The following is a 19,650-nucleotide window of genomic DNA, read 5'->3' on the forward strand; positions in this document are numbered from 1 at the left end:
ATTCGACATGCGAGATTCTTCTACCGTAGGGATACTATTCCTTATTTTTCTCTATTTATTTCCATACTTATGTTTTGGTCAGGATAAGGATTTGAATATTCATTTTGAAAAAGATAGTTTGGAAATTCAAGATGGAATGACCTTTTTGAATTCATTGATCATTGAAAATCTGAGATCGGATACCCTCTATTTAGAAATAGCTGGAGAATTTTTGCCAATGGCTCTATTGAGAATTCCTAATGAGCTCCAGATTGCGCCCCATGATGTCTTACATCTCCCCATTAAATTTTTAGCATCCAAATCCCTGATCCATCAGCAAGATCAACATTTCAATTTTGATGTTGTTGTGAAGAACAATGGCTCTCCAAAAAAGATAACTGTGGGTTTCAAGACCCATATATCCCATAAAAAAGGGCTATCTGTGCAATTAGAAAAATCCGAATTCTATCTGCTTCCCGGAATGGAAAAGACCTACTTAAGCATTTTAGTTTCCAATCCAGGCTTGTTGCCCGTTGATTTTAAGGTGAAGGTCAAGAACCTACCTAAAGGCTTTGAGCTTTTAGCGCATGCAGAAGCTCATCACTTGGGAGGTAATGAGAAGAAAGAAATTGTAATTCCACTTAAGCATCCCAATTTTGAAGGGAAATCCATCGATTTTTACAGCTCTTTGGAATTGGAACTGGACTCTAGGGAAAGACCTTTGCGCTATACCCTACGGTTTTTAAGTTTAGGTAGTAAGGTCAATTTAATTGATCAATATGCAAGTGGTGGCAATTTCAGCGTAAGTAACAATGAAATAAATTATTTGGGCAGTAATTTCATCAATAGTCTACAACTGAATTCCAGATCGGAACTTTATTTTCCAGGCCACAAGAAATTCGATTATTCACTGCAATACAATTATTACCTCAATCAATCCACTTACCAATTGTTCAACAGTTATTTGCAATTCTCCAGCAAGAATTGGGGGATTTATGCGGGTTCGTTGAATGAAAATTTGAATTATAATCTGAACGGAAAGGGAATTAAAGGAACCTATCGTTGGAAGGATCAACGGATACACGGCATTTTCATGGATAATGATCTGGTTATCATCGGAAATGAAATGGGGCGAAGGCCTGTGGGTTATAATATAGCCTTGGAATACCTGAAAGGTCCACTTTCGAAGGAAACCAGGCGTTTTTTAGCGGTATTCAATAGCAGACCCGACCTTAACTCCAAAGGTGCCATGATGAATGTAGAGCAACAGGTTTTTCAGTCAGGGTTTCATAAAATGCAACTGGAAAGCGGAGTAAGTTTAAATAGATTGACGCTTGATCAGGATCAGATTTATGAACTGGGCTATGCAGGTGGGATACGCTATGGATTTCAAGGAGAACGATTTGGCTGGCAAAGTTTGCACTATTATTCCCATCCAAATTTTACCGGAAACCGTAGGGGGGTATTACAATCGGAGATTTTGTTTGACCATAAACCACACAAGATCCGGAGTTATACGTTGGGATGGACATTTAACCGGAATCGGATAAAATCCAACGGAATGGAATATGCGGATGTGCTAAAAGATCTTTTACAGATTTCCCAGATGAATGCCAGCGTTGGTGTTCAACAAAAATTATCCAGGGATTGGTCTGTAGGTTTTAGCCCTTATTATATGCGACAGCAGATGGATCGATATGATGCAGCTGCTGATATCGAACATAATAAATCCCAATCCTGGAGGCTTCGAAATTCATGGAGTTATTTCGGAAGAGCGAAAGGCTTGAATATAAGCTTTGATCAAGGGTTTTCCGAACAGCACATTGGTCAATCCAGAACAGAGCGGTTCTATTCCATTAGGGTGAATTCACAAGTCAATTTAAGAACCTTCAGCCTGATGATGTTCTACCAATATAACCCCTATTTTTTGTCCGATGGGTTAAGCAATATGAAATTTGGGAAGTACCATGTGTTAACCGTAGAGCCCAAATATTCTAAAAGTTTCCTGCATAATGCCTTACAAGTTTCTAGTTCCTTGATGTACTATTATCATGGTGATAGTCGGAACAGCAACTATGTTTGGAATGGACAGTTTGAGTATGAGGTAAAACCTGGATTACATTTAAGGGGAGATTTTTATTTCGGGATAAACAAGGTACAGCGAATGATGATGTATAATCCGGAAACGGGAATCGATCCGGAACCGATTGTATATAATAAAAGAGATCCTACGCTATTGTCTACCCGACAGGTCCGATTAGGCCTTAGGAAGGATGTTAAGTTCAATAGCCAACGAAATGAGGCCAACCTATTGTTACAATTTTTCCATGACAGCAATGGAAATGGCAAACGTGATGATGGTGAATCCGCAGCGTCGGGAGTGCTCGTGGGAATGAAAGGATTGATGGCGCAGACGGATAAGAATGGAAAGGTAAAGTTTAAGGTGTTAAAGGGAGAAACCTATTCTTATAATTTACAAAGCCATAATGGTTGGATGCTCTCGAATGATGCCATCAAGCAGTTTAGCCTGAGTAGGAATCAATCTTTTGACATTCCCTTGGTCAAGATGACCCTTGTCAGAGGGGCGATTTTTCAGGAATTAAAGGCCTACCAGCAACAGATTTCGGATTTTTCCGATTATCAGGTCCTTATCCGCGGCGAAAATGGCGGTTTTTTTCAAGCTCGAACGAATGCTGAAGGCCGTTTTATCGTTTTTTTACCCGAGGGAAATTATAAAGTGGAGGTCATTCCTAAACAAGGGTTTATGGAAGTGGTGGAAAACGGGAAACACTTTAGTATTCAGGAAGGGAAGGAAGTTAGTTTGAATTTTCAGGTCATCAATTCCGAACGACGTATTAGGATTCAACAATTTTAATATGGAAAAACACATCTTTATGTATAGAAAAAATAATTAACTAATAAGACAGTATACTTAAATTAGCAGTCTGTTTAATTTATTAATGATTATGTTAAAAAAATCAGTTTTAATGTTTGCTACACTGTTGTGTGTTAGCATGGTTCAAGTTGTTTATGGACAAAGTAGAGATGTAACGGTCAATGTGGAGTTACGAGATGTTTTGAGTGGGGGTGGTACAGGAGATGGTGGTACAGCCACCGGTTCCAATAATGTTGCTTTCCTTTTTGATACGGAGGCAAAATATCGCCAAACCCAAACGCAAGTGGTTGCCGATCAATTGCGTGTGTTGGCTACGAGGAATTACAATATCAACGTAAAAGCCCAAACGCCTACATTCACATCCACGACCTCTTCAAGCACCCTTCCACTTAGTATTTTGAAAGTATCGACAGCCCTAAATGGAACAACTTCATTTAGTACCGCTGTTGTACCAACAACCGTAGACCAAGTTGTTTACACAGGTGGAGTACCGACTTTAAGTCAAGGATTTGACTTTAAATACGAAATTGAACCAAACGTATTGTTGGTTCAAGCCCCAAAGGAACAGTATAATGTGGTATTAACTTATACAGTTGTTGCAAATTAACAGTCATGGACAGGGGATTCTTTTTCCCTGTCCTATTTTTTTTATTACATATGTTACGCTCCATATCCTTTTATTTTTTCCTGGTTTTATTATTTACGATAACCAAAACATCGGGGCAGGAAATATCGATTTCACCAGCTATTTTGATATTTGACGGGGAACCAGGTCAAAGTATGAGCAAAACCATAAAGTTGACCAATCATGGGAAAAAAGTCTATGATTTCCAGGTAACCATCAGAGATTGGACAAGGGATTCCATTGGAACCAAGATCTATGCAGAACAGGGAACTATGCCAAATTCCAATGCCAATTGGATCCGTGTGAATGAAACCATTGTTCGGATTTTGCCTGGTCAGGATCTACAGATGACCATCCAAATGGAAATACCTGCTGGTAATGTTGGGGATTTTACGAGTAACTCCATGTTCTTCCTAACGCAAATAAACGCTGAAAGACAACAAACCAATCATCCCTCTATAGGAATTCAAATAAATTATGAATTTGGGGTGCAGATTTTTCATAATCCGGTGGGCGCCAAAAAAGGGGAAGTCATCTTCAAGAACCTATCCTATTTGGAAAATAAGGAAACGGGAAAACGCCAGATCCGTGTTGATTTTGAGAACAATGGTCATCTCCATAAATCGGGTCAGATTCGTTTCGAAATGACCAATACCGAAAATGGAAGGGATTATAAGTTAAATGAACTGGCCTTCGCCATCATGCCTTTGGGTAAACAATACCAATTAATAGATATCCCAAAAGAGTTGGAAGCAGGAAAGTTTCATTTGGTAGCGCTGTTGGATGCCGGAGCGGGCTATGAATTGAATATTGCAGAAAAGAAGATAGATGTGGGCTTTTAGGATATATTTATTTCTACTTGTCGTCATATCACAAGGGTATGGGCAAACGGCACGTATGGAATTGACCATGGCTTCCATGCAGGCAGGAAATGCGAGCATGTTAGGTACAGGATACCAATATAGTCGCGGATTGGCATTTACCAATACGATCCTTGCAAGATCTCAGTATTTTTATTTTCAGGAGGGATATGCGATTTCAAATTTGCCAATTGGTTTATTATATCTTCGTGCTGAACAATCCGACCGAGTTTATCCGACCTTCCAATTGACGACCTATGATCAGGAAATGGCGCCGGATGTGATTTTAAACCAGATGAGTTCCGGTAGTTTTAATATTAGATACGAGCTGTTAAATCTTCAACAATATGCTTTGAAGGCTGGGGAATATCACAACCTGATCCAACTTGAACCTAAAAACAACGCATTATTTTCGCAGGTCAGTCCTAATCCGACCAGATTTGATCTGGTGATCCCACGCGTTGTTTCCCCTAACTTCATCAATAGGGATGTGACGTTGAACATCAGCCAATTGTCGTATTATCGAAATGGGTTTGCCTATCAAGTTCCCTTTAATTCATCCGTTTATCATTCGGTACCTGTTTTAGCGGAATTTAATAGCCATAGTCCTTATTTTAATTTCTCTTCTCCACAAAATACCATCCAAAATAATTATGTGGAAGTTTCCAAACTACAGCTGCATGGTGGAAAATTTATGAATAATACCTTCTATAGGTTAAGTGATGCCCAACAATTTTTATGGCAAATAACAGATATCCCGGTTGGAAATCGAACCCAGTTATATTATGGATTTCAACTAAGTCCTACTGATTTAAGAAGCACTTTTTTGCATCCTGGAACCTATAGCACGCAGATCCAGCTTCGGTTGATGGATGCGAACGACCATCGAATAAATCGAGATCAGGCCATTAATGTCCATTTGGAAATCCCTGAAATGACGGAGTTTCATGTGAGTTCCAATCAGGTGGATTTAGCGTTAAATTCTGCTGTTGCATATCTGCAGGGCGTAAATAAAGATTATGCAGGACATTTGGTTCTTAGTAAGAATGGGCCGTTCCAAGTGACCGTTCGTTCGAATTCCGCCTGGTTATACAATGGGCCAAATAGAATACCGGCCAGTACCATTTCGATCGGGCCGGTTGGGAATGACCCGCGCATTACGCCTATCGAACAATTGAGCTATGATCCCCAAACGCTGATTCTTTCTTCCACTGGCATCATTGATGGCTCCTACAATATCCGTTACTCCATTCGCCCTACAGCCGCCCATCAGCTCATCCATGTGGAAAAAGGGCGGTATACAGGCCTTATTACCTACTCCATTACAGCCCTCTAGCACTGTATAATAATATTATTACAGAATCGTATCCCTTTTTTCGCTAATTTTCAGTTCGTTTTATTTAGCAATAAACCCTTATTCGCACTAAAGTGCATGTACTGAATGAAAAAGAGATCCATTATCTTGATAGGAATTGCGATAGCAATTGTTGTAGGCTTGATTGTTTATCGTGTGATAAGCAATAAGGAAAAAGAGGAAAAGCAAAGTGGCCCTGGAGGTCCAAGGGCGGCTTCTAAAGTTTATGGAAAAGTGATACAGGGTCAGCCATTTTCTGATTTCCTTTCCTTGTCGGGTTCTATTGAAGCCGACGAACAGATCGAGATCCATTCGGAGATTTCTGGTCTGGTGGAGTCCATCAATTTTTCGGAAGGTGGTAGGGTTGGACAGGGGCAGATTCTGCTGAAGATCAACGACGCAGAATTGCAGGCCCAATTGGCGCAGGCGCAGACCCGCAATAACCTGGCGGGTGAAAATGAACGGCGAGCAAAATTATTGTTGGAGAAAGAGGCGATAAGCCAGGAAGAATATGATATTGCCAGTGCAGATTTTCGTACGGCACAGTCACAGATCCAATTAATCAGAGCGCAATTAAGCAAGACCATAATTAAGGCGCCATTTTCGGGAACCATCGGTCTTCGGAATATTTCCAAGGGAAGTTATATTACGCCGACTACCAATGTGGCACAGTTGGTGAACACCAATCGGGTAAAGATTTCCTTTTCCATTCCGGAAAAATATGCCAACAAAGTACGGGTGAACAATCAGATCAAGTTTTCTGTTCAAGGAGTAGAAGGCGAGTTTACTGCCAAGATCTATGCAACAGAACCATCTGTTGAACTGAATACCCGGACCTTATTAGTAAAAGCGGTCACACCAAATCCCAATGCTAAATTGATGCCAGGTACCTTTGCGAATATCATTTTTCCGTTGGAAACGGTAGAAGATGGCCTATTGGTCCCAGCAGAAGCATTAATCCCGATTCAGAATGGGAAGAAGATTTTTGTGATGAGAAACGGTAAAGCAAAAGAGGTGATGGTGGAGACGGGCGCACGTACGGATGAGGACGTGTTGATCACATCGGGATTGGTAGCTGGGGATACCGTGCTAACATCAGGGGTGATGTCTTTGAGTGATGGTGCAGCAGTGAAAGTCACACTTCGTTAATAAGCGAATAAAAATGAGTTTATCTACCTTAAGTATAAAACGTCCGGTTCTGACGATTGTGATGAACCTAGTCTTGATCCTGTTCGGGATTATTGGCTATACCTTTTTAGGGATCCGGGAATTCCCTTCCATTGACCCGGCGCAGATTTCCGTAAGGACTAATTATGCCGGAGCGAATGCCGATATTATCGAATCCCAGATTACAGAGCCTTTGGAAAAGGCCATTAATTCCATCGATGGTATCCGGAATATTTCGTCCTCCAGTAACCAAGGGTCCAGTAACATCAGTATTGAATTTAACTTGGACAAAAACCTGGAAGAGGCAGCCAATGATGTTCGGGATAAGGTTTCCCAAGCATTACGCAGCTTGCCTCAGGATATCGATGCCCCGCCGGTAGTTTCCAAAGCGGATGCCGATTCGGAGCCCATTATCACCATGACCATTCAGAGCGCCACGAAAAACGTATTGGAGCTATCGGATTATGCGGAGAATGTTATTGCACAGCGATTGCAGACCATTCCCGGTGTAAGTTCAGTTCAAATATGGGGGCAGAAAAAATATGCCATGCGCTTGTGGATCGATCCGGTAAAACTGGCTTCTTATGGCTTGACGGTTATGGATGTACGGAATGCGCTGAACACACAGAATGTAGAGCTTCCTTCGGGAAAGCTGACCGGAGCAAATACAGAACTCGCCATTAAGACTTTAGGGAATCTCGCAACAGAAGAGGAATTCAGCAATATCATCATCCGTTCGGACAACAACCGGATCATCCGGTTTTCGGATGTAGGTAAAGCCGCGCTAGAGGCAGAGAATTTTGAAACCAAAATGTCGGATTCAGGTTTCCCGATGGTGAGTTTGGCAATCATTCCACAGCCAGGAACGAATTACCTGGACATCGCAGACCAATTCCACAAGGAATATGAAAAGTTAGAGAATGAACTGCCTGAGGGTTTTGAAACCAATATTGCCATCGATAATACCCTTTTTGTTAAAAAGGCGGTACTGGAGGTAGTGGAGACCTTAGGGATTGCGATTGTCCTGGTGGTACTGATTATTTACCTATTCTTTAGAAACTGGTCCATTGCATTCCGACCTTTGATCGATATACCCGTTTCTTTGATCGCTACTTTCTTTATCATGTACCTCTGCGGGTTTTCCATCAATGTATTGACCTTGTTGGCTATCGTACTGGCAACGGGATTGGTGGTGGATGATGGTATTGTAGTTACGGAGAATATTTTCAAGAAGGTGGAAGAGGGGATGTCGCCAATTGAAGCAGCTATCAAAGGTTCCAATGAGATTTTCTTTGCGGTTATCTCCATTTCTGTTACCCTTGCTGCGGTTTTCCTGCCGGTAATCTTCCTCGAAGGGTTCGTGGGAAGGCTTTTCCGAGAATTTGGGGTCGTCATCGGGGCGGCGGTACTGATCTCGGCCTTTGTTTCCCTGACCTTAACGCCAATGTTGAATGCCTATTTAATGAAAGGTGGCGAGCAGAAACATTCCAAGTTCTATATCCGAACGGAAAAGTATTTCGAGATGATGAACAAGGATTATGCAAGTGGACTGAAAAGTTTCCTGAAATATAAATGGTTGAGTTTTGCGACGATTATCCTTTGTTTTGGTTTGATCTATCTTTTCTATCAATTATTACCAAAGGAGACTGCTCCTTATGATGACCGTAGTTATATCAGTTTACGGGCAACGGCACCGGAAGGGGTTTCCTACGATTATATGGATCGTTTTATGACGGATCTCACGATGTTGATCAATGATTCGGTGCCTGAAAAGAAAGTGAGCTTAGTGATCACTTCTCCAGGATTCGGTTCTGCGTCTTCCAATAGTGGATTTGTTCGGTTGGGATTGGTTCAGCCGGATGAACGGGAGAGATCGCAAGCTGAAATCGCCGATCATCTTTCGAAATTGACCAGGCAATATTCTGAGGCCAGGGTGGCAGTTTCCCAACAACCCACCATTTCGGTGAACCGACGTGGGGGTATGCCTATTCAATATATTATCCAAGCCCCTAATTTCCAGAAATTGGAAGAAAAGATTCCTTTATTTATGGAAGAATTGGCAAACGATAAGACGTTTTCCATTACTGACGTGAACCTGAAGTTCAATAAGCCGGAGATCTACGTTACGATTGATCGGGAAAAGGCAGAATCTATGGGCGTATCGGTATTGGATGTGGCACAAACCTTACAGATGTCTCTTTCAGGCCAGCGCTTTGGATATTTCATGATGAATGGAAAGCAGTATCAGGTGATGGGACAATTTGATCGGAAGGATCGTTCTACACCAATGGATCTGGCATCTATCTATGCGAAGAATGGTCAAGGAGAATTGATACAGTTGGATAATATTGTAGAAATCGAGGAGCGGAGTAGTCCGCCGCAATTGTACCATAACAACCGTTACATGTCGGCTACGGTTTCTGCCGGACTTGCTCCAGGTAAAAGTATGGGAGACGGTATTGAAGCGATGGAAGCCATTAAGGATAAGGTGTTGGATGATACCTTTACCACGGACTTGGGGGGTGAATCCCGAGATTTCGTAGAAAGTGGATCAAATACCATGTTTGCGTTCGGATTAGCTGTTCTTTTGATCTTCTTGATCTTGGCAGCACAATTTGAAAGTTTTATCGACCCGATCATCATCATCATCACGGTTCCGATGGCTGTTGCAGGGGCTATGTTCTCGCTGTGGTTATTTGGCCAATCCTGGAATATCTTCAGTCAGATCGGTACGATCATGTTGATTGGTCTGGTAACCAAGAACGGTATTCTGATCGTTGAATTTGCCAATCAGTTGCGGGAAGAAGGAATGGAAAAATACGAAGCAGTGGTAACCGCTTCGGAAGCCAGGTTGAGACCTATTTTAATGACTTCCTTGGCCATTGCCTTGGGGGCATTGCCTATTGCGATGTCTTTAGGTGCGGCATCCACCAGTAGGATCGGTATGGGGGTTGTGATTGTAGGTGGAACCATGTTTGCCTTGGTATTGACCTTATTTGTCATTCCTGCCTTTTATTTAATGATGTCCAGAAAGAAACATAAGAATCCAGAATTGGAGCAAATTGAAGAATAACATGAAGAATTTAGGGATCATATGGTTATTGATGTTGGCTTGTTCGGGTTCTCAAGCTCAGGGGCTATTAACGGTGCAAGAGGCCGTGGAAATAGCCTTGGAGAATAATTATGAAATCAAGCTTTCCAATAATGATTTAAGGATTGCCGAGGAAAATGTGACCTACGGTAATGCAGGTATGCTACCAAATGTGACGGGAAATTTCTCCCAGAGCAATAGTGTGCAGAACTCCAGGCAGACGCAGTCCAATGGAGATGAACGTTCTTTAAGGAATGCCAAAAACAACAGTATGTCGGTCGGGGTGAGTGTAGGATGGACGATTTTTGATGGTTTTGGCATGTTCTCTCGTTATGACCAATTGAAGGAATTGCGGAAACAAGGCGAGTTTGAATTGAAAAAAACGGTATTGACGACGGTTTCAGATGTAATCTCTACCTATTATACCATAGTGGAACAGCAGAATTTGTTGTTGGCCATTGATTCCAGTATCAATATCTCGAAGGAAAGGTTGAAAACAGCAGAAAACAGGTTTTCGATCGGAAAAGCCTCTCGCTTAGAAGTGCTTAATGTGCAGGTGAATTTGAACGAAGATGAATCTAGCCGGTTGCGGCAGGCCGATGTAGTCAAGAATCTGAAGATCAATCTGAACAGTTTGATGGCAAGGGAGCTGAGTATTGATTTTGATGTGGAAAAGGATGTGGAATATGACGATACCCTCATTTTCGAGGATTTATTGCAGAAAGCTAGGGCGCATAACCCGGACCTGCAGATCATAGCAGTGAACAAACGGATGGCCGAACTGGAAGTGAAACGGGTTAGGGCAGGGCGATATCCAGTAGTACGTTTGACCACCGGGTATAACCTTTCGGAATCCGAATCCAGCTTGGGATTCGTTTCCAGTTCCAATTCACGTGGATTGAATTATGGTGTTACGGCATCGATCAACCTGTTCGATGGCTTTAACCAACGGAGGAATGAAAGAAATGCCAAGATACAATTAGAAAGTGCGGACCTATTAATCCAACAACAGGATCTAATGGTTAGAACAGCGATATCTACCGCCTTTCAGACGTACCAAACCAACTTGTCTTTGGCACGTTTAGAAGATAACAATGCGGCTATTGCCCGTCAGAATTTGAATATCACCCTCGAAAAATATAGGATCGGAACAATCAGCGCAGTGGAGTTCAGGGATGCCCAGGAGAACTTCATCAATGCGATATCTCGATTTAATTCCGCTCGTTTACAAGCTAAATTATCCGAGTTGCAATTGAAGGAAATTATAGGGAACATCGATCTTTAGGTAATTGTCTCAAGAAAATGACAGTAAAGCAATCGGTTGTGTAAATTGAACAAACGTTTGCATTTCCAAATCATTTTTGAATTACTGAAAAACGTATTATACTTGTATTAGGGGTTTGATTATCAAGCTCCTCAACCAAATTATGAAATTCAATAATTTGATAGTTTTCAAAATTCGACTGTTTAGTTTGTTTTAAAATAGGTGATTTATTGGGGGGCTATTAGTCCCCCATAATTTTGTAACTTAGTTTCTTTATTATTATATACTATGAATAACAACCGTAGAGATTTTTTGAAGAAGGCAGGTTTATTGTCGTCAGCGGCAATTGCTTTACCTTCATTAAATAACCAAGTTTTTGCAGCTCCAAACTTTAACATGGCAGGATTTGCTGCTCCAAAAATTGATAAAGTAAAAGTTGCTATCATTGGATTAGGAATGCGTGGTCCAGGTGCCGTTGATCGTATTTCTTACATCGAAGGTGCAGAGATTGTTGCTTTATGCGATAAGCATGCTGACCGTGTAACGAAAGCACAGACCATCCTGACCAAAAAAGGATTAAAAGAAGCTAAAGCTTATTCTGGCGAAGATGGCTGGAAAACCATGCTAAAGAATGAAGATTTAGACCTCGTATATATCTGTACACCTTGGGAGTACCATGCGCCAATGGCGATCGAAGCGATGAAATCAGGTGCTCATGCGGCTACTGAAGTTCCGATCGGATTGACCATTAGCGAGATCTGGGAAGTGGTGAAAACATCAGAAGCGACCAAAAAGCACTGTATGATGTTGGAGAACTGTTGTTATGATTTCTTCGAGATGTTGACTTTGAACATGGCCCGTCAGGGTATGTTCGGGGAGTTGGTACATGCTGAAGGAGCTTATATCCACGATCTATTGGATCTGAACTTCAACAAAAATGGGTATGACAATATGTGGAGGTTGCGTGAAAACATCAAAATGAATGGTAACCTTTATCCAACACATGGTATTGGTCCGATCGCACAATGTTTGAACATCAACACCGGTGATAGAATGACGCATTTAGTGGCTATGCAATCCAATGATTTCCAAATGGCTGATAAGGCTAGGGAATTGGCAGCTAAGGATTCTTTCTACCAAGAATTTGTGGGTAAGAAATACAGAGGAAACATGGACGTTACGTTGATCAAGACGGAGAAAGGTAAAACCATGATGATCCAACATGATGTAACTTCGCCAAGACCTTATTCCCGTATTCACTTATTGAGTGGTACCAAAGGTTTTGCACAGAAGTATCCGCAAGAAGGAATTGCTTTTGGTCATAGCTACATCAAACCAGAAGAATTGAAAGGGCTATATGACAAATACACACCAGAATTGGTTAAATTCATTGGTGAACAAGCGAAGCAAGTTGGTGGTCATGGTGGTATGGACTTCATGATGGACTGGCGTATGATCGACTGTTTGCGTAATGGTTTACCATTGGATCAGTCGGTATATGATGGTGCATCTTGGAGTGCTGTAGTTCCTTTGAGCGTACAGTCTGTTGCTAAAAACAGTCGTACAGTAGAGGTTCCTGACTTTACAAGAGGTAACTGGAAAACCAACAAGCCACACGACATGACCTTGAATGGTGGTGGGAACACGAAAATCCGTGCGAAAGTAAACGGAAAGAACATTCAATTGGACGTGTAACGAATACGTATAATTTAAAATAATCCCCTTATAAGAGGTTGCTTTCTTTGGATAGCAACCTTTTTTTTGTTATCATCGTTCTATCATGAAGAAAATCAACCTATTGATCCTTCTGGCTTGTGCTCTACAGGCTTGTGAGTCAACGAATAAAAAACAAGATTCCAATTCTTTATTGGCTTCAGATTCTGCGGCGGTATGCCATAATGGAAGTATTCCTTCTCGTTTTGCTTCTTTGGTGAACCAGGGCGATTCCTTGCAGCGTATTCAAGGTAAGGATGAAGTGGAAATGGTTTATATACCAGGAGGTTTGTTTCGGATGGGTTCGGAGGCTTTTGAGGATGCTAAGCCTATTCATGAGGTGCAGGTTTCGCCATTTTATATGGATGCACATGAAGTAACTAATGCGCAGTATACCGTTTTTGTAAAGGCGACAGGTTATGTGACGGTAGCTGAGCGCCCATTGGATCCTAAGGAGTTTCCGGGGGTTGATCCGGCTATGTTGGTGCCTGGATCGGCTGTTTTCGCTGCGCCGGCTAATGTGGAAGGTTTGCAGAACCATCTGCAGTGGTGGAAGTATGTGCCTGATGCGAATTGGCGGCAACCGGAGGGTCCTGGGAGTTCTATTGTAGGAAAAGAAAACCATCCGGTTACTCAGTTGGCATATCAGGATGCAGAAGCCTATGCGAAATGGGCGGGCAAGCGTTTGCCTACGGAGGCGGAATGGGAGTTTGCGGCGAAAGCTGGTAAGCATGTGAATGAAACCTATTATTGGGGGAATGAGAAATTGGAGGATGGGAAATGGTTGGCGAATATTTATCAGGGCAAGTTTCCATTGAAGAATACGAAGGAGGATGGGTATGAAACGACAGCTCCTGTAAAATCTTATCCGGCAAATGCTTATGGGTTGTATGATATGGAGGGGAATGTATGGGAATGGTGTTCGGATTTCTATCGACCGGATTATTATGGGGCGAGTGCTAAGGATAATCCGAAAGGACCTAAGGATTCTTATGATCCGCAGGAGCCAGGGGCAGTGAAGAGGGTGCAGCGCGGTGGTTCTTTTTTATGTAATGATGAGTATTGTGAAAGGTATAAGGCGGGGAGTAGGGGAAAAGGGGAAGTGAATTCGCCGACTAATAATGTGGGGTTTAGGTGTGTGGTTGATAAATAGGTGTGTTGTTGGCTAGGTACGCCCTCCGTCATTGCGAGAAAAATTTGCGTTATTGCGTTCTCGTCGTCATTGCGTTCTCTTCGTCATTGCGAGGAGGTACGACGAAGCAATCTTTCGATTAGTGTCATCCTGAGCAGCGTCGAAGGATCTGTACGGGTACCAAATTTAGATGCTTCGACTTCGCTCAGCATGACATGGGGGAAGATTGCTTCGTTCCTCGCAATGACGTGGGGATAAAGATTGCTTCGTTCCTCGCAATGACGCAGGGTTATGAAGCGGGTTATTTCATAGAATTTTTCAAAAACAAATCTGACAAGGAGGGCACTCGCCCTCCTTTTTTATTTTTATTTACTTTCTTTTTTATACCAAAACATTAATCAACCATAATTTTTATTAATTCCTACCCATATTATTATCTTTATTAAAAATATTAATGAATTAAAATGTATTAATTTTTCAAAAAATATTTGTGTAATTAAAATTAAATTTGAATATTTAATTAATGATTAATAACATGGTAGTTATTTAGCAGTTTACGCGCCACTGTAAACCCCAATTAACAAACAACAAACTAATTAACCGTATGAAACAAAAAATTTTACTCTTTTGTTTGCTCATCTGGATGATGATGGGACAAGCGTATGCACAAAGTCGACAAGTAACTGGAACAGTTACTTCAGCAAGCGATTCCAAACCTTTGGCAGGTGTTTCAGTTTTAGTATCTGGAACAACTTTAGGCACCCAAACCAATCAAGATGGACAGTTCACCATCACCGTACCAAATTCACAAGCGAAATTATTATTTTCTTATGTTGGCTATCAGGATCAATCTGCCCAAGTTGGTTCAAGAACGGTTATCAATATTTCTCTCCTTGCTGTTGGGGAGGTGTTGGATGAGATAGTTGTAACAGGATATTTGGTACAACGAAAACAAAGTTTTACTGGATCATCGGCAAATATTGCTGGAGATAAAGTTGCTAATCGGCCTTTACAGAGTTTTAGTCAAGGTTTGACAGGACAAGCATCTGGTGTGAATATTATTCAACCTTCAGGGGTGCTGAACAACCCTCCTGTAGTTCGGGTTCGGGGTCTAAGTTCCCTTTCCTTAAGTTCATTTCCGTTGGTCGTAGTGGATGGAATTCCGATCTCCACAGGAGACGTATCTTCCAACTCTTCGGTGAATAACCCGCTAGGAGATATCAATCCTGAAGATATTGCTTCGATCAATATTTTAAAGGATGCAGCTTCTACGGCGATTTATGGTTCGAGAGCTGCAGCCGGGGTTTTGGTGATTACGACAAAACGCGGAAAAACAGGCGATGCCAAGTTCAGCTATGATGGCTGGATGGGTTCTTCCCAAGCGGTCAGATTACCTGAGCTCCTTAATGCAGAACAATATGTAACCCACAAAAACAAGGCTATAGCTAATGCAAGAGCCTTGAATCCGAGATTACCTCAGGGGTCTTTTCCTCAGGCAGGAGGCTTTTTCCTAGACACCTTGGAAGACGGCCGTATTGTGGAAACCAACTGGGCGGATTTAGTTTATCAAAATGGAATATCCCATAACCATAATTTAAGTGTTACTGGCGGAACCGAAAAGACAAGTTATTATTTTTCAGGCAACATGTCGGATCAACGCGGGATCTTGGTCAAGAACAATTTTAAAAGAAAGGCAATTAGAGCGAATATAGATCATCGGTTGTCCGATAGATTTAAGTTTGGCGGATCTTTTAGTTACACGAACAGTCATAACCAGTCACCCAATTCAGGATCTGTTCCTGGAGCAGCATTCAATACTTCTGGGCTTGGTCGGATTGCCATGGTTCAAGCACCGAATGTTTCCCCTTATTTACCAGATGGTGGTTATAGTGTTACCGGTAATTCTATTGGAAAAGGTAAGAATGTCCTTGCTCCAAATTATCCAAACCCTATGCCGATCATTGACTTGGATAAAAACACATCGGAAACCAATCGTTTATTTGCCAATGCAAATTTTGAGGCCAATATAATTGAAGGGTTAAAATTCTCTTCTAGTTATACTTGGGACTTGAGGAATACCGGAAACCAGACTTTTTGGAATCCTATAAATGGAGATGGCTTCAGTTACCAAGGTTTTGCATCGAATAATACGGCTAAGGCTAATAACTGGATTTTCATGAATAACCTGGTGTATTCAAAATCCATTAATGATCATAATTTCGTGCTTTTGGTTGGTCATGAATCTCAATTGAACCGGGTGGAAACTTGGGGTGGTACAAGAACAGCTCTCACCGATAGATTCTTTAACCAATTTCAAGGAGGGTATAAAAATAACCTACCAAGTGGAAACGGGATTGGAGAACAGGCCTTTGAGTCGTACCTAAGTTCTTTGAACTATGATTTTGCTGGGAAATATTTCATCACCGCAAATATTCGAAGAGATGGTAATTCGGCTTTATCAGCGGCCAATCGTTGGGGTAATTTTGGAGGTGCATCCTTAGGCTGGACCATTTCAAAAGAAAATTTCTTTGAATCCTCGGTATTGGGTGAGTTGTTCAATTCCATGCGTTTTAAAGGAAGTTGGGGGCGTGTTGGTAATGGAAATCTAACAAACTGGTATGCCACCAATAATCTATATACAGCGGGGGTTTATGGGCAAGATGGTATTGTGGCTTTCGCACAAGCGGGCTTAAAGGACCTGAAGTGGGAATCAAGCAGCCAAACCAATATTGGATTGGATTTTACCATGTTGGATAATCGATTGACGGCAGAAGTGAACTGGTTCAACAAGGATATCGATAATATGATTTTGGCTGTTCCACAAACGTTGTCAAAAGGTATCCCTGGCAGTTCTATTCTGATGAACGTGGGTAGTATGTATAATAAAGGATGGGAATTTTCTCTGAATTTTCAAGCTATACGAAGAGAAAATTTTAAATGGAATACAAATGTGAATTTTGCAACCAATGAAAATATGGTGACAAAACTTTACGATGGTAGACCGATAATTGCCAGTACGGCTACGTTGGAAACAACAAGTATAACGGAAGAAGGAAAGTCTGCGGCGCAAATTTATGCCGTTCCTACCGCAGGGATAAACCCGGAAAATGGACGAAGGATCTTCATCAATAAAGAAGGTGAAAAGGTTCAATTTCAACCTTCAGCACCTGGCGCTGCATATACCTATTTGGACGGTAGAACAGCTCCTACAGCTGCAGACCAGGCTGTGGCCATGGGAAATACCTTGCCAACATGGTATGGGGGTTTCAACAATGATTTCCAATTCCGCAATTTCGATGTACAGTTGAATTTCACCTACTCGGGCGGGAACTATATTTACAATGGAACAAGAGCGGGCTTATTGGATCAACGGATCTGGAATAACTCCACTGAAATTTTGGAATCTTGGACGCCAGAAAATAAAAATGCTAAAATTCCATTGGCCATCTACAATGATAATGTTTCCAATGGATCTTCTTATGCCATTGGGGCCAATGTAGAAAAAGGAGATTTTTTAAGGCTTCAGACGGCCACAGTTGGCTATCGAGTACCATCGGATTTCTTGCAACGTGCGCAGATTTCTTCTGTTCGGTTTTATGTTTCTGTGCATAATGCCTTCTTACTTACAAAATATACCGGTGTGGATCCAGAAATTTCCTCGAATGGTAACAGTAACCTCAGTTCTGGTGTAGAGCGGAACTCGATTCCGAACGGTCGGACTTTTACATTTGGAATTAATCTAGGGCTATAAATTATCAAGACATGAAAAAAATGAAATCAACAACAAAAATATTAGCGAGCTTCCTGTTTTTAGCCGTTTATTTAATGGTTAATTCCTGTGGGAAGGATTTTCTTGACCGAGCTTCAGAAACGGAGATTCCGGAGGATCAAATCAGTGCAGAAGCTACCAGGATTGAAGGGCAAGTAAATGGTCTATATGCATCGTTGAAAAGTGGTGCTTTATATGGAGGACGGTATCTGATTTATAACGACATCCGAGGCGATGAGTTTTTAAACAGAGCCCAAAATGGGGTAACCGGTTTTACGGTTTATTTGTTTACTAATGATCCTGCGGACAGTTACGTAGGTGGTTTTTGGGTAGCAGGATATCTAACCATCAATCGGGTTAATATTTTCCTAGATGAAATGGCCAAATTAGGTCCTAATATTATTACGGACGCCAAAAAGAAGGAATATATTGCGGAAGCGAAATTTGTGAGGGCAATGGCCTATTATGCATTGGTGCAATTGTTTGCTAAGCCATACGTTGCTGATAATGGTGCATCAAAAGGTATTCCTCTGCGTTTGAAACCTGAAAAAACGACAGAAAATAATGCGATACAACGTTCAACAGTAAAAGCAATTTATGATCAAATCCTAAAGGATCTGAACGAATCGGAGATTGATGTCCCAATGAGTCACTCCAATGGTTATAGGACTTCGACAAGAGCACATAAAAACACGGTAATCGCCTTCAAAACACGTATCTATTTAGCGATGAAGAATTTTCCTAAGGTAATTGAAGAGGGAAATAAATTAGTAACCGCTACTGCTCCTTTTAAAACAAAAACTGGTACTCATCAGGAACTGCTTGGACGAGTAGCGACGGTTTATGCAGATCGGATCAGTGCCGAACGAATTTTGAGTTTCCCATTTGAATTAACCAACGTCCCAGGTACACAAAATCAATTATCCTATTATTATAATATCGGAAACTTGGAATATCATATTAATACTTCAGGTACCGGTATTTATAATAATCCGAATTGGCCCGCTACGGATGCTAGAAAAAGAGATCTGACGGATTTGTATGCCAACACCTTTCGATATCTAACGAAATTTACAGATGTGGAAACTTACTTGGATTGGGTTCCGGCCATCCGTTATGCTGAAGTATTGTTAAATCTAGCCGAGGCTGAAGCAGAAGAAGGGGATGAGGCGCGAGCTTTAGCTTTATTAAAAGCGATTAGACATCGTTCGGATGCGAATTATGTATTCCCAACATTTGACAGTAGGGCTAAATTGGTAGAAGCTATTTTATTGGAAAGAAGGATAGAGTTGTTAGGAGAAGGTTTCCGAATCCCAGATTTACAACGGAGAAATATGCCTATCGTTTCTGTTGGTGCAGCAAAAAGCATCCTACCAACGGATCCGGAATATATTTTTCCAATTCCTTTGCGGGAAATTATTGATAATCCAGATATCAACAAATAATAGAGAAGTTTTTATTGATAGAACGTGGTTTATATTACATTAAGTTAATGATCAACAAAAAAGAGGCTGTCTCCTATGTTTGTGTCAAGCAAATGTAGGAGACATTTTTTGTTTTATAGATTTGCTGTATTTAGTGAAAAGAGGGAGAGCCTAGGGCTGTCTTAGTAGCTTTTTTAGCATACTGATTTTTAGAGATGGCCTTCCTCTTTTTCGCTTCCTAAGACAGAACAGAATGTAAGGCGGAATTACAGTCCAGCTTGAATATCCATAAGGAGACAAGTCCAAGGGAAGTTTCACTATTGATTTTTCAGTTTCACATCAAAAAATTAACATGAAAACACTCAAGCAGGTCGTT

At 41.3% G+C, this 19,650-nt stretch carries 11 protein-coding genes; all 11 read left to right on the forward strand.

What is annotated here, in order from left to right; all coding sequences use genetic code 11:
• Nucleotides 1-7 precede the first annotated feature (7 nt).
• The 11 genes from CRJ00_RS03675 to CRJ00_RS03730 all read left to right on the forward strand — a co-directional run bounded on the left by CRJ00_RS03675 (nucleotide 8) and on the right by CRJ00_RS03730 (nucleotide 19,295).
• Nucleotides 8-2,854 (forward strand): hypothetical protein, encoded by a 2,847-nt coding sequence (locus CRJ00_RS03675; protein ID WP_099365532.1) that lies wholly within the window; start codon nucleotides 8-10, stop codon nucleotides 2,852-2,854.
• 112 nt (nucleotides 2,855-2,966) lie between these two features.
• A complete protein-coding gene (locus tag CRJ00_RS03680) occupies nucleotides 2,967-3,482 on the forward strand; it encodes a hypothetical protein (RefSeq protein WP_144038092.1) in 516 nt (171 codons plus the stop codon).
• A gap of 173 nt (nucleotides 3,483-3,655) precedes the next feature.
• Nucleotides 3,656-4,342 carry a hypothetical protein gene (locus CRJ00_RS03685; protein ID WP_144038093.1) on the forward strand — a complete coding sequence of 229 codons (687 nt, stop codon included), beginning with the start codon at nucleotides 3,656-3,658 and terminating at the stop codon, nucleotides 4,340-4,342.
• Between the two features lie 55 nt (nucleotides 4,343-4,397).
• Nucleotides 4,398-5,696 (forward strand): hypothetical protein, encoded by a 1,299-nt coding sequence (locus CRJ00_RS03690; RefSeq protein ID WP_144038094.1) that lies wholly within the window; start codon nucleotides 4,398-4,400, stop codon nucleotides 5,694-5,696.
• A 105-nt stretch (nucleotides 5,697-5,801) separates the two neighbouring features.
• Nucleotides 5,802-6,863, forward strand: a complete 1,062-nt coding sequence (locus tag CRJ00_RS03695; protein WP_099365536.1) for an efflux RND transporter periplasmic adaptor subunit — start codon at nucleotides 5,802-5,804, stop codon at nucleotides 6,861-6,863.
• Between the two features lie 13 nt (nucleotides 6,864-6,876).
• A complete protein-coding gene (locus CRJ00_RS03700) occupies nucleotides 6,877-9,954 on the forward strand; it encodes an efflux RND transporter permease subunit (protein WP_099365537.1) in 3,078 nt (1,025 codons plus the stop codon).
• A gap of 1 nt (nucleotide 9,955) precedes the next feature.
• The gene (locus tag CRJ00_RS03705) at nucleotides 9,956-11,257 is read left to right on the forward strand and encodes a TolC family protein (protein ID WP_099365538.1); all 1,302 of its coding nucleotides are present in this window, start codon (nucleotides 9,956-9,958) and stop codon (nucleotides 11,255-11,257) included.
• Between the two features lie 267 nt (nucleotides 11,258-11,524).
• A complete protein-coding gene (locus tag CRJ00_RS03710; protein WP_099365539.1) occupies nucleotides 11,525-12,931 on the forward strand; it encodes a Gfo/Idh/MocA family protein in 1,407 nt (468 codons plus the stop codon).
• Nucleotides 12,932-13,016: 85 nt separating this feature from the next.
• On the forward strand, nucleotides 13,017-14,102 hold the full coding sequence (locus CRJ00_RS03715) for a formylglycine-generating enzyme family protein (protein WP_099365540.1): 1,086 nt from the start codon (nucleotides 13,017-13,019) through the stop codon (nucleotides 14,100-14,102).
• A gap of 583 nt (nucleotides 14,103-14,685) precedes the next feature.
• On the forward strand, nucleotides 14,686-17,832 hold the full coding sequence (locus CRJ00_RS03725) for a SusC/RagA family TonB-linked outer membrane protein (RefSeq protein ID WP_099365542.1): 3,147 nt from the start codon (nucleotides 14,686-14,688) through the stop codon (nucleotides 17,830-17,832).
• A 20-nt stretch (nucleotides 17,833-17,852) separates the two neighbouring features.
• Complete coding sequence (locus CRJ00_RS03730) at nucleotides 17,853-19,295, forward strand: RagB/SusD family nutrient uptake outer membrane protein (protein WP_180268416.1); 1,443 nt, start codon at nucleotides 17,853-17,855, stop codon at nucleotides 19,293-19,295.
• Nucleotides 19,296-19,650: the final 355 nt, after the last annotated feature.

The organism is Sphingobacterium sp. 1.A.4 (assembly GCF_002734245.1).
Taxonomy (GTDB): Bacteria; Bacteroidota; Bacteroidia; order Sphingobacteriales; family Sphingobacteriaceae; genus Sphingobacterium; species Sphingobacterium tenebrionis.

Excerpts from the sequence above, each read along its gene's own strand:
- CRJ00_RS03675 (WP_099365532.1), top strand. The coding sequence starts at position 8 with ATGCGAGATTCTTCTACCGTAGGGATACTATTCCTTATTTTTCTCTAT.
- CRJ00_RS03680 (WP_144038092.1), top strand. The coding sequence starts at position 2,967 with ATGTTTGCTACACTGTTGTGTGTTAGCATGGTTCAAGTTGTTTATGGA.
- CRJ00_RS03685 (WP_144038093.1), top strand. The coding sequence starts at position 3,656 with ATGAGCAAAACCATAAAGTTGACCAATCATGGGAAAAAAGTCTATGAT.
- CRJ00_RS03690 (WP_144038094.1), top strand. The coding sequence starts at position 4,398 with ATGGAATTGACCATGGCTTCCATGCAGGCAGGAAATGCGAGCATGTTA.
- CRJ00_RS03695 (WP_099365536.1), top strand. The coding sequence starts at position 5,802 with ATGAAAAAGAGATCCATTATCTTGATAGGAATTGCGATAGCAATTGTT.
- CRJ00_RS03700 (WP_099365537.1), top strand. The coding sequence starts at position 6,877 with ATGAGTTTATCTACCTTAAGTATAAAACGTCCGGTTCTGACGATTGTG.
- CRJ00_RS03705 (WP_099365538.1), top strand. The coding sequence starts at position 9,956 with ATGAAGAATTTAGGGATCATATGGTTATTGATGTTGGCTTGTTCGGGT.
- CRJ00_RS03710 (WP_099365539.1), top strand. The coding sequence starts at position 11,525 with ATGAATAACAACCGTAGAGATTTTTTGAAGAAGGCAGGTTTATTGTCG.
- CRJ00_RS03715 (WP_099365540.1), top strand. The coding sequence starts at position 13,017 with ATGAAGAAAATCAACCTATTGATCCTTCTGGCTTGTGCTCTACAGGCT.
- CRJ00_RS03725 (WP_099365542.1), top strand. The coding sequence starts at position 14,686 with ATGAAACAAAAAATTTTACTCTTTTGTTTGCTCATCTGGATGATGATG.
- CRJ00_RS03730 (WP_180268416.1), top strand. The coding sequence starts at position 17,853 with ATGAAATCAACAACAAAAATATTAGCGAGCTTCCTGTTTTTAGCCGTT.